We start from the raw sequence: 13,467 nt of genomic DNA on the forward strand, positions 1-13,467 counted from the left end.
AAATAGGCAAGTAGGCCCGGCAAGCAAAGTGCCGCCGGGCAGTATTACGGTATGACGCTGATATTACGCGTCAAACGGATCGCGCAGGATCATGGTTTCGCTGCGGTCAGGGCCGGTAGAGATAATATCAATCGGCACTTCGGTCAGCTCTTCGATGCGCTTGATGTAGTCCAGCGCCGCCTGCGGCAGGCCGCTGCGCTCTTTCACGCCGAAGGTGGTTTCAGACCAGCCCGGCATGGTTTCGTAGATCGGCTCGATACCTTCCCAGTCGTCAGCGGCCAGCGGCGTGGTGGTCACTTCGCGGCCGTCCGGCAGACGGTAAGCCACGCAGATTTTCACCTCTTTCAGGCCATCCAGCACGTCCAGCTTGGTCAGGCAGAAGCCGGACAGGGAGTTGATCTGCACTGCACGACGGATCGCAACGATATCCAGCCAGCCAGTACGACGACGACGACCGGTGGTCGCGCCAAACTCGTTACCCTGCTTGCAGAGGAACTCGCCGATGTCGTCAAACAGCTCGGTTGGGAACGGACCCGCGCCTACACGGGTAGAGTAGGCTTTGATGATCCCCAGCACGTAGTCCACGTAGCGCGGACCCAGGCCGGAGCCGGTCGCCACGCCACCGGCGGTGGTGTTGGAGGAGGTCACGTACGGATAGGTACCGTGGTCAATATCCAGCAGCGTACCCTGCGCACCTTCGAACATGACGAAATCGCCACGCTTGCGCGCCTGGTCCAGCAGATCGGAAACGTCCACCACCATGCCGGTCAGGATGTCGGCAATCGCCATCACATCGTCCAGCACTTTCTGGTAGTCAACGGCGTCGGCTTTGTAGAAGTTCACCAGCTGGAAGTTGTGATACTCCATCACTTCCTTCAGCTTGGTTGCAAAGGTCTCTTTGTCGAACAGATCGCCAACGCGCAGGCCGCGACGGGCCACTTTATCTTCGTAAGCCGGGCCGATGCCACGACCGGTGGTGCCGATCGCTTTCGCGCCGCGCGCTTTCTCACGCGCCACGTCCAGCGCTACGTGATAGTCGAGGATCAGCGGGCAAGCTTCGGAGAGCAGCAGACGTTCGCGTACCGGAATACCACGCTCTTCCAGACCTTTCATCTCTTTCATCAGTGCAGCAGGAGAGAGCACCACACCGTTACCGATGATGCTGGTCACATTGTCACGCAGAATGCCTGATGGAATAAGATGGAGGACGGTTTTTTCACCGTTGATTACGAGAGTGTGGCCTGCGTTGTGACCGCCCTGATAGCGAACCACATATTTAGCACGTTCAGTAAGGAGATCGACGATCTTACCTTTGCCTTCGTCACCCCATTGGGTGCCCAGTACGACGACGTTGTTACCCATTTTTCAAAATCACCGTTTGCTTAAAAAAGGATTCTACCATCGCTTTTTCTGATAATCAGCACTTTTTGTCGGCAAATTTCGGCCAATCTGCGTGCTATTTCTCTAGCCAATCGTTTTCCTCAACATATAGTAGATCACGACCCCTGCAACCACTAATCCTCCGCCGAAACGGCGTAACATGTTATCCGGCAGCAGGGCCAGCGAGGCGATCATGCGTCGCCAAAGCCGCGGATAGAGCATCGGTCCCAGTCCTTCCAGCACCAGAACTAATGCCAGCGCCAGCCAAATGGTGGAGTTCATTATGCGTCCTTCAAAAGAAAACCACCGTCTCCTGAGGATGACGGTGGTTTGAGTAGAGTAGTGACTACGGCAGACTTAGCGTGTCACTGCGCCAGGCGTTTTCATGTAGCGGAAGAAGTCGCTGTCCGGGCTGAGCACCATCACATCCTGATTGCTCTGGAAGCTGCTCTCATAGGCACGCAGGCTACGGATAAAGGCATAGAAGTCCGGATCCTGGCTGAATGCATCGGCAAACAGCTTAGCCGCTTCCGCATCGCCTTCACCGCGCAGGATTCGCCCTTCACGCTCGGCTTCCGCCAGCGTTTTGGTCACCTCATAATCAGACGTTGCACGCAGCTTTTCTGCCGCTTCCTGGCCCTGTGAACGGTGACGACGGGCAACCGCTTCACGCTCGGCGCGCATACGGTTGTAGATCGCCTCAGAGACTTCGCTCGGCAGGTTGATCTGCTTGATACGCACATCCACCACTTCGATACCCAGCGCAGCCATACTGTTCGGGTTCACGACCGGCACCTTGCCGTTCGTCTCCGCCGTGATGCGCTTAGCCGCTTTAGCAATTTCATCGTCAGCGGCTGGTGTCGCCACTTCATCTTCCGTGCCGGCAGAGCCGGAGTTCAGCGCATCGCGCACTTCCAGGGTCAGACGACCGCGGGAGTCAGTTACGATGTCTTTCACGTCGAGACGGCCGATTTCAGAACGCAGACGGTCAGAGAACTTACGTTTCAGCAGCACTTCGGCCTGAGAGACGTCGCCGCCGCCGGTCGCCAGATAGTAACGGCTGAAGTCGCTGATGCGCCATTTGATATAGGAGTCAACGATCAGGTCTTTCTTCTCTTTGGTGACAAAGCGATCGGCCTGGTTGTCCATGGTCTGGATACGCGCGTCCAGCGTTTTAACCGCCTCAATAAACGGCAGCTTAAAGTGCAGGCCTGGCGTAAAGACCAGTGGTTTGTTCTCATCGTCACGCAGCACTTTACCGAAGCGCAGCGTGATGCCGCGCTCGCCCTCTTTCACAACAAAGATTGAGGTGTAGAGCACTACCAGCACGATGATAATTATCGCAATTACAGACTTACGCATCGTTATTCCCCCTGACGCTGGTAGTCGTTACGCTGTGCGTTAGCACGGCGTTGGTCCATGATGTCACCCTGGCCAGCAGACGGTGCGTTACTGGTGCTGTTGCTGGTGTTTGACGCAGGCGGCAAGCGCAGCAGGTTATTCGCCCCGCTGGTATCGCTCTTTGCCGCAGGCGCGCCACCTTTCAGCATCTGATCCAACGGCAGAACCATCAGGTTACCGCCCTTATCGTTAACCAGCACCTTGCGGGTGTGGCTCAGCACTTTTTCCATGGTTTCAATATAGAGACGCTCGCGGGTAATTTCCGGGGCCGCTTTATACTCCGGCAGGAGCTTGGCAAAGCGTGCCACTTCACCCTGCGCTTCCAGGATAGTCTGGGTACGGTAAGCACGCGCTTCCTCAAGGATACGCTGCGCCTGGCCGTTAGCACGCGGCTGAACTTCGTTGGCGTAGGCTTCCGCTTCACGAATAGACTGCTGCTCGTTCTCACGGGCGGCAATGGCATCGTCAAACGCAGCCTGCACGGCTTCCGGCGGACGAGCAGCCTGGAAGTTGACGTCCAGCAGGGTGATACCCATGTTGTACGGGCGAATCGTCTCTTCCAGCTCGCGCTGGGTATCGCTACGAATCACGGTACGCCCTTCGGTCAGGATACGGTCCATAGTGTATTTGCCGATCACGCCACGCAGGGCGCTGTCGGTAGCCTGACGCAGGCTATCGTCAGCGCTGGTTACGCTAAACAGGTAGCGCTCAGGATCGGTCACGCGGTACTGAACGTTCATCTCAACGCGCACCACGTTCTCGTCAGAGGTCAGCATCACGCCGGAGGCCGCCAGTTCACGAACCGACTCCACGTTGACCGCCGTCACGCTATCAATAAAGGTCGGCTTCCAGTTCAGGCCTGGCTCCACCAGATGGCTAAATTTGCCAAAACGGGTTACGACGCCGCGCTCCGCCTCTTTGATGGTGTAGAAACCGCTGGCCGCCCAGAAGATGACGAGCGCAACCGCAACGATAGTCACGATGCGTCCACCCATACGGCTGCGCGGGCCTGGCGCAGCGCCACCACCACCCGAGCCGGTTCCTTTGCCACCGCCAAAGCCGCCCAGTTTCTTGCTCAGCTTGCGAAAGATATCATCTAAATCAGGAGGCCCCTGATCGCGACCGCCTTTATTTCCATTTCCCCCAGAGTTGCCGCCTTGATTATTGCTGCTTCCCCACGGGTCGCGGTCTTGTCCGTTATTACCGGGCTGGTTCCACGCCATGTATGTGCTCCATATTTGTTATTCGTTATCCCCTGGAGGGGAAATGTCTTCAGGCAAGCCGCCAGGTCAGACTACGTAGTCAACCAATGCAGGTTCTTGTTTACAGAGGCGACGCCACTCAACGATCGGCATACGTACTTGCAGACCCAGACTGCCGTCCTCCTCCATCCACTCTTTTTCTATCGCCTGAAGCTGATAAAACCGGCTTCTTAACCGCCCCTCCTGCGGAGGCAGATGCAGCGTGTGCTGGGCAACCTCCCCGGAAAGACGCTCGGTTAGCGCCTGAAATAACAGTGGTACACCCGCTCCGGTTTGCGCTGACAGCCAAACCCGAATCGGTCTGTTTTCATCGTCCCTGTCGATACGCGGTTCGAACTCGTCCAGCATATCGATCTTGTTCATGACCAGCAGGGTCGGGATCTCGTGAGCATCAATCTCTTCGAGCACGGTATTCACCGCATCAATATTTTCCTGCAGACGGAGGTCGGCGGCATCGATCACGTGCAGCAGCAGCGTGGCCTGGCGCGTCTCCTGCAAGGTCGCCTTAAAGGCGGCAACCAGATCGTGCGGCAGATGGCGGATAAACCCTACCGTATCCGCCAGCACCGTCTCGCCAACGTCAGCGACGTCAATACGGCGCAGGGTCGGATCCAGGGTGGCAAACAGCTGGTCCGCAGCGTAGACCTGCGCTTCGGTGATCTGGTTAAACAGCGTCGATTTACCGGCGTTGGTGTAGCCTACCAGCGATACCGTAGGGATATCCGCTTTCGCGCGCGACCGACGCCCCTGCTCGCGCTGTTTGCTAACGCGCTCAAGGCGCGAGAGGATCAGAGTGATACGGTTACGCAGTAAACGACGGTCGGTTTCGAGCTGGGTTTCACCCGGACCACGCAAACCGATCCCGCCCTTCTGACGCTCAAGGTGGGTCCAGCCGCGCACAAGGCGCGTTGCCAGATGGCGCAGCTGCGCCAGCTCAACCTGCAATTTCCCCTCATGGGTACGTGCACGTTGCGCAAAAATGTCTAAAATGAGACCGGTGCGGTCGATAACACGACACTCGCACAGCCTCTCCAGGTTTCGTTCCTGGGCTGGAGTCAGGGCATGATCAAAGAGCACAACCGATGCACCCGATGCTTTAACGGCGTCCGCTATTTCAACTGCCTTACCTTCACCAACAAAATATTTTGGGTGCGGTGCTTTACGGCTACCGGTAATCACCTGCATTGCGTCGACGCCAGCTGAAGATACCAGGGATTCAAACTCCTGGAGATCTTCCATATCTTTGTCTTGCGAAAAATAGATGTGTACCAGCACCGCCTGCTCACCGGCATCATAACGGTCAAACAAGCGTAAACCCTCTTAGAATACCAGCGGGGAACACCTGGCTCCCCGACATGGAAAACAGCAAAAAACCTTATTCGGTCTCTTCACTGTCCTGTTGTGATGCAGAAGAACCCTGCGCGTTGCTGCTATGGTGATAGTTACTGGTGCCGCCACCGGTGTTGTTACTGTGATGAGAAACCGGACGCGACGGGACAACAGTAGAAATTGCGTGCTTATAGACCATCTGGCTGACCGTGTTTTTCAACAGGATCACGAACTGATCGAAAGACTCAATTTGACCTTGCAGCTTAATGCCATTCACCAAATAAATAGAAACCGGAACGCGTTCCCGACGCAGCGCGTTCAGAAACGGGTCTTGTAAAGATTGCCCCTTAGCCATTCTATCTTTTCCTTATATGCTTGTTTTGTACTTTGAACCCGAAGGCCCTGAAAACTGCGTAAAATTTTGCGCACGATCCGATGTAATTGTACACATTCAGTCTGCGTTAGCACCAATAACCTGTAATACTTCATTTCGCGCCTGTTCCGGCTTTTCACTGTCGAGCCAGTGAACGCCCTCCCAACCGCGAAGCCAGGTTATCTGGCGTTTCGCTAACTGTCTCGTCGCGCAAACACCTCGATAAACCATTTCCTCATATGAGATCTCGCCTTCAAGATAGGACCACATCTGGCGATATCCCACACAACGAACGGAAGGCATGTCCGTATGCAAATCTCCACGAGCAAAAAGCGCCCGCACTTCTGCTTCAAAACCTGAAGCCAACATCTGATGAAAACGCTGCTCAATTCGTTGATGGAGCAGTTCACGGCTCGCCGGGGCGATGGCGAACTGATGCACCTGATACGGCAGAGCTTCTCCTGACGTTTGCGTCAGTTCCGTTAAAGTTTTACCCGAAATGAAAAAAACTTCCAGTGCCCGGGAAAGCCTTTGCGGATCGTTGGGATGAATTCGTGCACTCGCTAGCGGATCTACCTCTGCCAGCTGCTTGTGCAGCGCTTCCCACCCCTGCTCTGCCGCCATCTGTTCAATTTTAGCTCTTACTGCGGGATCCGCCGAGGGCAATGGCGATAAGCCCTCCAGCAGCGCCTTAAAGTAGAGCATGGTTCCCCCTACCAACAGGGGGATCCGACCTGCGGCGGTAATCTCCGCCATCTCGGCCAGCGCGTCGCGGCGAAAATCAGCTGCAGAGTATGCCTGCGCCGGATCGAGAATATCCAGTAACCGATGAGGCGCTGCCGCCTGCTCCTGGGCGTCTGGCTTCGCCGTGCCAATGTTCATCCCCTGATAAATAAGGGCAGAATCGACGCTAATCAACTCTACTGGCAAAACTTTACGCAGCGCGATGGCCAGCGCCGTTTTCCCGGAGGCGGTTGGCCCCATTAAAAAAATTGCCTTAGGCAGGCTCGCCTTAGCTATATCAGTACTTACGTCAGTCATCTTTCAGGGCTTTCATCGCCGGGGTGATATCAACACATTGTAACAAACCGCCCGGCGGCGCGTTTACCAGATGCGGGCAAAGCCGCTCAACGTCAGCTAACAGCGCCACGGCCTGCGCGATATTCCACTGGGGACGTTCGCTGGCCAGCCGGCGGGCAATCCACTGGGCGCTCTCTGCTACGCTGAAGGTCGTCTGCTGCGCCAGGTAGCCTATCAGTTCAGGAATCAAGATTTGTAAATTTTGTTGCCGTAAGGGTAAAGGCACTGCGCGAATGGTCACATGATGCGCATCCGACTGAAACTCAATGCCCATTTCACTCAGCATAGTGGCCGCCCGCGTTAACACGGCCCGCTCTTCGGCCGAAACCTTGAGCCGCACCGGGATCAGCAGCGGCTGGCTGCACGGCGTGCCCTCTACCGGTAACAGCTGCGCCTGCTTGAGCCAGCGTTCGGCCACCACCAGCGACAGCACACAGAGCTGGCCATCGCGATCCAGCAGCGCACAGTCGTCATTGACGATGGTCAGCACGCGGCCAAAGCTTTGGCTACGTGAGGTAGGCAGCGGCGCGGCGGTTTTCGGCGCGGCGGGTGTGGGTGCAGCGTCCGGCGTCTCCAGCAGCTTGCGGTAGAGTGCCCCCTGCTGCTTTTGATACCCCGGCTGGGCGTTCGGCCAGCCTGCGCCACCTGCGCTGCTCGAACCACTGCCCTGACCTCCCGACCCACCGCCCTGGCTGCGCGGCTGCGCGGCAGGTTCAGCGTAGCGCGGGGCAGCCGGTTCACGCGCGGCGGGCGGCTGGGCAAACTGGTTTTTCCCGGCGGCGATGCGGTTTTCCGGCACCTGACGCGGTGCGGGTTCGTCCGCTAGCGCCAGCGGCGCAGCGAGCTGCTGCTGCAATACGCTGGCTACGCCCTGGTAGATAAAGTCATGCACCAGCCGTGACTGGTGGAAGCGCACCTCGTGCTTAGCGGGGTGAACGTTAACGTCAACCTGATGCGGATCGATCTCCAGATAGAGCACAAACGCGGGCTGCTGATCCGCCCCCAGCTTGTCTTCACAGGCCTGACGAATAGCATGGTTGATCAGCCGGTCACGCATCATGCGGCCGTTAACGTAGCTGTACTGGATCTCAGCCAGCGCCGCCGTGGTGGCTTTCGGCTCGGCGACCCAGCCGCGCATGGCTAAATCGCCGTGCTGCCACTCAATTGCCAGCGCCTGCTCCATAAACGGCAGGCCGCAGATGGCCCCCAGGCGGCGTTCCTGCTGCCCACCCGGCGGCACGGCGCGGTACTGGCGCACCATCTTCCCGTTGTGGTTCAGGGTGATCGTGACGTCGAAGCGCGCCAGCGCGATGCGGCGGATCACCTCATCGATATGGCCGAACTCCGTCTTTTCCGTGCGCATAAACTTGCGGCGCGCAGGCGTGTTATAGAAGAGATCGAGCACTTCAAGCGTCGTGCCGGGGGGGTGAGCGGCGGGCTTCACCGTTACCGCCATCTCCCGCCCTTCGGCATAGGCCTGCCAGGCCTCTGGCTGGTCAGCGGTGCGGGAGGTCAGCGTCAGTCGGGAGACCGAGCTGATACTGGCCAGCGCCTCGCCGCGAAAGCCCAGGCTGACAATGGCTTCCAGATCGTCCAGCGAAGCGATCTTGCTGGTGGCATGACGCGCGAGAGCCAGCGCCAGCTCATCTTTACCGATGCCACTGCCGTTATCCCGAATGCGGATCAGCTTCGCCCCGCCGCGCTCAATGTCGATATCGATGCGTGTCGCGCCCGCATCAAGGCTGTTCTCAACCAGCTCTTTCACCACCGACGCAGGGCGCTCCACCACTTCGCCAGCGGCGATCTGGTTCGCTAGCTGCGGCGGCAAGACCTGAATCGGCATGAAATCTCCTTAGTTAAAAAGGCCGCTCCCCGGCGATCCGGCGCTGGCGGTCTGTGCTGCACCGCCCTGCGGCGCGGACTGCATTGGATGCGCCTGGAAGTAGCTTTGCAGCCCAGCGTAGATGGCTTCCGCCAGCTGCTGCTGGTAGTCGTCGCTGTCCAGCAGGCGCTCTTCGCTGCGGTTGCTGATAAAGCCGGTCTCCACCAGCACCGACGGAATATCCGGCGAGCGCAGCACGCCAAGGCTGGCATGTTCTGGGCGGCGCTTGTGCAGCGAGCCGATACGCGCCAGCTGGCTGAGCATATTGGTCGCGACATCATACCCGACGCGCTGAGAATGACCGAACTGCAAATCGAGAACCGCCTGGCTTAGGTAGGGATCGGACTGGCTGTTTGCCAGCACGTCACCCGCCCCGCCCAGCAGCTCAGACTGCTTCTCGTGCTGCTCCAGCCAGCTTGCCATTTCGCTATTGGCGCGGCGGTTGGAGAGTACCCACACCGAGGCACCGGTGGCGTCCCGGTTTGGCGCGGCGTCAGCGTGAATAGAGACGAGGAAATTGGCGTTTTGTTTCCGTGCCACGTCTGAGCGTCCCATTACCGAGATAAAGTAGTCTCCGTCGCGGGTCAGCACGCCCTTAAACATCGGATCGCTGTTCAACAGGGCACGCAGCTTGCGTGCCACGGAGAGAGTGATGTTTTTCTCACGCGTGCCGCCGGGGCCGATAGCGCCAGGATCCTGGCCGCCGTGTCCGGCATCAATGGCAATGATCACCTTGTCGCCCGAGGCAGAGCTGGCGCGCATGGCCGGACGCGTCACGGTGTTGCTGCTAGTGACGCTGGTTACCCGGTCATTTTCATTTTTAAACGGGTTACGGGCAGGCTCCGCTGGCCGGGGCGCAACTGCAACTGCCGGCGTCTCCACGCGTTTCGCGACAACCGGCGGCGGTGGTGGAGGCGGAGGCGGCGCGTCGGCATCAATGGTAAACACCACCTTGTAGTTCGCGCCGTTCTGCTGTTTTACCGCCCGGGCTTTGCCGTTTTCCGTGAGATCGACCACCAGCCGCAGCGACTGGTTATCTTTCGGCGTCCCGGAACGAATGCTTTTTACCAGATTATTGCCGCTGAACTGCAGCGGCAGGCCCTGAATCACGCCGGTCTGTTTGATATCCAGCGCCACGCTGCGTTTGCCCTCCTGGGAAAACGCGTACTCCGGATCGCCCATAAAACTCAGCGTGATACGGGCCTGGTCATCGCCATTGGAGACCTGAATATCCGACAGACTTGCGGCGGTGGCCTGCGCGCTTAGCGCGACAAGCGCGGCCAGGGCCCAGCATTTTACGCGACTGATCATCCCGTCATCCTGTAGTTACAAGTGCATAGTTACAAATGCATAGTTACAAACGCGTCAGTAAAGACTCACCCGCAGAGGAGACGGCCGCAATGCGCGCCTCTCGCCCCTGGGCCTGGTATTCTAAATGGATTTCGATATCCGGATCGGGCAGCACGCCCGAACCCTGCTGCGGCCACTCGACGAGGCAGATGGCATCGTTGGCAAAATAGTCACGAATGCCCATAAATTCCAGCTCTTCAGGATCGGCGAGGCGGTAGAGGTCAAAGTGGTACACCATCAGCTTATCGAGGGTATAGGGTTCAACCAGCGTATAGGTTGGGCTTTTGACGTTCCCCTGATGGCCCAGCGCCTGCAGGAAGCCCCGGCTCAGGGTGGTTTTACCCGCACCTAAATCACCGTACAGGTAGATGACGGTTGCGCCGTTGCAGGCCTGCGCGACGCGCTCGCCCAGCGTTAAGGTTGCCTGCTCGTCGGGCAGAGGGATCACTCGATTAATCATGGTCTACGTCAATCACATCCGGGTTAATAACACGCATCAGCGCAGAAAAAAGATCGGTTGCCAGCATCCCACGGGTGCCGTAACGCGCCGCGCGATAGTCAGCTGCCGCACCGTGCGCCACACAGCCTACGCAGGCGGCCTCATACAGGGAAAACGACTGCCCCAGCATGGCACCAATGATGCCAGAGAGCACGTCTCCCATCCCTCCGCTGCCCATCCCGGCATTGCCGGCATCCACGATGCCGATGTCGTCATCGGCGTTGGCGACGATGGTGCCCGAGCCTTTCAGCACGACCACGCCACCGTAATGTTTTACCAGACGCTGAGCAGAAAGTAAGCGATCGCTTTCAATTTCTGCCACGCTACAGTTAAGCAGACGTGCAGCTTCGCCAGGGTGCGGAGTGATAACGCGATTGTGACGTTTATCGGGATTGATTGCCAGAAGGTTCAGCGCGTCCGCATCCCACAGCATGGGTTTGCGAAAATTCTCAATTTTTTGCAGCGCCTTTTTGCCCCACGGCTGCTGGCCGAGACCGGGACCGATCACCACCACGTCAGCCCACTCAAGGCTCTCTTCCAATAGCTTTTCCGTGAGCTCATGCACCATCAGCTCCGGACGGGCGGCGATCAGCGGGGCAATATTCTCGACGCGCGTCAGGACGCGCACCAGCCCTGCCCCTGCCCGCAGCGCCGCTTCGCCGGTCATGCGTATCGCCCCGGCGGTGCCGTGGTCGCCGCCGACAATCACCAGCCGACCATTATCGCCTTTATGGGATGTGGGACGACGCGGCGGTAGCCACTGCGCAAGCTGCGAGGCCTCCAGACGGTGAATCGCTGTCTCCTGAGCTGCCAGCCAGCCCTCCAGCCCCAGGGCGTGGTGGTGAAGGGTGCCGGTGACGTCCCGCGCTTTTCCTGTGAGCAGCCCAGGCTTCAAGGCGATAAAGGTCACCGTATGCGCAGCGTTGATTACTGCGCCGGGGGTTGTCCCGGTCTGGGCATTTAGCCCGGAGGGGATATCCAGAGCGATAACCGGGGCGGCATGGTCATTAGCACGCGTAATAAGGCTTGCGGCTGGCTCGCGCGGCGCACCGGTCAAACCGGTGCCCAGCAGGCCGTCGATAATCAGATCGATCCCTTCTGGCCAGGCGCTGTCCGCAGCATGGATCTCACCGGCAGCGTTCAGCCAGGCGGTACGCGCCTGCTCCGCCTCTTCCGGCAGGGGTTTATCGCTCTCCAGCGCCAGCAGCGTCACCTCCATGCCCGCCGCCTTCGCCAGCCGCGCCACCACGTAGCCGTCGCCGCCGTTATTACCGTGACCGCAAAGGATCAGCCAGCGGCGTGAGTGCGGATACGCGGTGCGCGCAACGCTGAACGCCGCCTCACCCGCACGCTGCATCAGCTCAAACAGCGTAATCCCCAGGCTATCCGCCGCCTCTTTTTCTGCCTCGCGCAGCGCCTGCGCAGGCCAGACAGAGTGTGGTATAGTGGTACGGTTATTATTCAGTCTACTTTTCAACGTATGGTCCGTCATGTCACAGCCCCTCGATCTCAATCAGCTAGCGCAAAACATTAAGCAGTGGGGCACCGAACTGGGGTTTCAACAGGTCGGCATTACCGATACCGATCTCAGCGCCAGCGAACCCAAGCTCCAGGCATGGCTCGATAAGCAGTATCATGGCGAAATGGCATGGATGGCACGCCATGGCATGATGCGTGCCCGGCCGCATGAGCTGTTACCCGGCACGCTGCGGGTGATCAGCGTGCGCATGAACTATCTGCCCGCCAATGCCGCCTTTGCCAGCACGCTAAAAAATCCTGCGCTCGGTTACGTTAGCCGTTACGCGCTGGGCCGTGATTACCACAAGCTCCTGCGCAACCGCCTCAAAAAACTGGGTGAAACTATCCAGCAGCACTGCGTTTCGCTGAATTTTAGACCCTTTGTCGACTCCGCGCCGCTGCTTGAGCGTCCGCTGGCGGAAAAAGCCGGGCTGGGATGGACAGGTAAGCACTCACTTATCCTCAATCAAGAGGCTGGCTCGTTCTTTTTCCTCGGCGAGCTGCTTATCGACCTCCCGCTGCCCATCGATCAGCCGGTTGAAGAGAAGTGTGGTAAATGCGTGGCCTGCATGACCATCTGCCCGACCGGGGCCATCGTTGAGCCCTACACCGTTGACGCCCGCCGCTGCATCTCCTACCTGACGATTGAGCTGGAAGGATCGATTCCTCTCGAGTACCGGCCGCTGATCGGCAACCGCATCTACGGCTGCGATGACTGCCAGCTGATCTGCCCGTGGAACCGCTTTTCGCAGCTCACTGACGAAGAGGATTTTAGCCCGCGCACAGCGCTCCACGCTCCGGAGCTGATCGCGCTGTTTGGCTGGAGCGAAGCACATTTTCTCAAGGTCACGGAGGGATCGGCTATTCGCCGTATCGGTCATCTACGCTGGCTGCGTAATGTCGCGGTGGCGCTGGGTAATGCGCCCTGGGACGAGGCCAATATTCAGGCCCTGGAGCAACGCAGGGGTGAGCACCCACTTCTCGATGAGCACATAGAATGGGCGATTGCGCAGCAGATTGAAAAGCGAAACGCCTGTGTGGTGGAGGTACAGCTTCCGCAGAAGTTGAGGCTGGTCAGGGTGATTGAAAAAGGGCTGCCGCGCGACGCCTGAGCTTTCCACAGGGTGTGCATAAAAATAAAAAACTATTGCGATTCAATACGGAGAAATTCGTCAAGCGATCGCATTAACATTTTGAAATAATATTTTATCTATATAATTCATATATTTATAAAAATATCATTTACATTGTTAACATTTATGCGCAAAAAGGGTTGGTGGTATCCTTGTGGATAACTCTGTTTACAAGAATATGTCAAAACCGAAATAAAACGATGCCAGCAGGCGTTTGCGCTGTGGATAATTTATTCAGAAGAGAAAATTTGGAGCGGGAA

At 58.0% G+C, this 13,467-nt stretch carries 12 protein-coding genes; 1 reads left to right on the plus strand and 11 read right to left on the minus strand.

What is annotated here, in order from left to right:
- Positions 1 to 63: 63 nt before the first annotated feature.
- From FN633_RS18100 to nnr, 11 genes are all read right to left on the minus strand, one after another.
- Complete coding sequence (locus FN633_RS18100; protein ID WP_042388538.1) at positions 64 to 1,362, minus strand: adenylosuccinate synthase; 1,299 nt, start codon at positions 1,360 to 1,362, stop codon at positions 64 to 66.
- Between the two features lie 102 nt (positions 1,363 to 1,464).
- Entirely contained in the window at positions 1,465 to 1,662 is a 198-nt protein-coding gene (locus tag FN633_RS18105) for a DUF2065 domain-containing protein (protein WP_042388541.1), read from the minus strand.
- Positions 1,663 to 1,737: 75 nt separating this feature from the next.
- Positions 1,738 to 2,742 (minus strand): protease modulator HflC, encoded by a 1,005-nt coding sequence (hflC, locus tag FN633_RS18110; RefSeq protein WP_154058744.1) that lies wholly within the window; start codon positions 2,740 to 2,742, stop codon positions 1,738 to 1,740.
- Between the two features lie 2 nt (positions 2,743 to 2,744).
- Entirely contained in the window at positions 2,745 to 4,004 is a 1,260-nt protein-coding gene (hflK, locus tag FN633_RS18115; RefSeq protein WP_154058745.1) for an FtsH protease activity modulator HflK, read from the minus strand.
- A 66-nt stretch (positions 4,005 to 4,070) separates the two neighbouring features.
- Positions 4,071 to 5,351: a ribosome rescue GTPase HflX gene (hflX, locus tag FN633_RS18120; RefSeq protein WP_144816571.1), complete on the minus strand. Its 1,281-nt coding sequence runs from the start codon at positions 5,349 to 5,351 to the stop codon at positions 4,071 to 4,073.
- 67 nt (positions 5,352 to 5,418) lie between these two features.
- Positions 5,419 to 5,727, minus strand: a complete 309-nt coding sequence (gene hfq, locus FN633_RS18125) for an RNA chaperone Hfq (protein ID WP_042388550.1) — start codon at positions 5,725 to 5,727, stop codon at positions 5,419 to 5,421.
- A gap of 96 nt (positions 5,728 to 5,823) precedes the next feature.
- Positions 5,824 to 6,786 carry a tRNA (adenosine(37)-N6)-dimethylallyltransferase MiaA gene (gene miaA, locus FN633_RS18130; RefSeq protein ID WP_154058746.1) on the minus strand — a complete coding sequence of 321 codons (963 nt, stop codon included), beginning with the start codon at positions 6,784 to 6,786 and terminating at the stop codon, positions 5,824 to 5,826.
- Positions 6,779 to 8,668, minus strand: a complete 1,890-nt coding sequence (gene mutL / locus FN633_RS18135) for a DNA mismatch repair endonuclease MutL (protein ID WP_154058747.1) — start codon at positions 8,666 to 8,668, stop codon at positions 6,779 to 6,781. Before mutL ends, miaA begins: the two co-directional genes overlap by 8 nt.
- 9 nt (positions 8,669 to 8,677) lie before the next feature.
- Positions 8,678 to 10,018 (minus strand): N-acetylmuramoyl-L-alanine amidase AmiB, encoded by a 1,341-nt coding sequence (amiB, locus tag FN633_RS18140; protein WP_154058748.1) that lies wholly within the window; start codon positions 10,016 to 10,018, stop codon positions 8,678 to 8,680.
- A 43-nt stretch (positions 10,019 to 10,061) separates the two neighbouring features.
- Positions 10,062 to 10,517, minus strand: coding sequence for a tRNA (adenosine(37)-N6)-threonylcarbamoyltransferase complex ATPase subunit type 1 TsaE (gene tsaE, locus FN633_RS18145; protein WP_103818648.1), 456 nt, complete (start codon positions 10,515 to 10,517; stop codon positions 10,062 to 10,064).
- On the minus strand, positions 10,510 to 12,048 hold the full coding sequence (nnr, locus tag FN633_RS18150) for a bifunctional ADP-dependent NAD(P)H-hydrate dehydratase/NAD(P)H-hydrate epimerase (RefSeq protein ID WP_154058749.1): 1,539 nt from the start codon (positions 12,046 to 12,048) through the stop codon (positions 10,510 to 10,512). The genes tsaE and nnr overlap by 8 nt, the downstream gene beginning before the upstream one ends.
- On the opposite strand from nnr, the gene queG reads away from it, so the two are divergent.
- Positions 12,047 to 13,186: a tRNA epoxyqueuosine(34) reductase QueG gene (gene queG / locus FN633_RS18155; protein ID WP_154058750.1), complete on the plus strand. Its 1,140-nt coding sequence runs from the start codon at positions 12,047 to 12,049 to the stop codon at positions 13,184 to 13,186. The genes nnr and queG overlap by 2 nt on opposite strands.
- Positions 13,187 to 13,467: the final 281 nt, after the last annotated feature.

This window comes from Pseudescherichia vulneris, assembly GCF_902164725.1.
Lineage (GTDB): Bacteria > Pseudomonadota > Gammaproteobacteria > Enterobacterales > Enterobacteriaceae > Pseudescherichia > Pseudescherichia vulneris.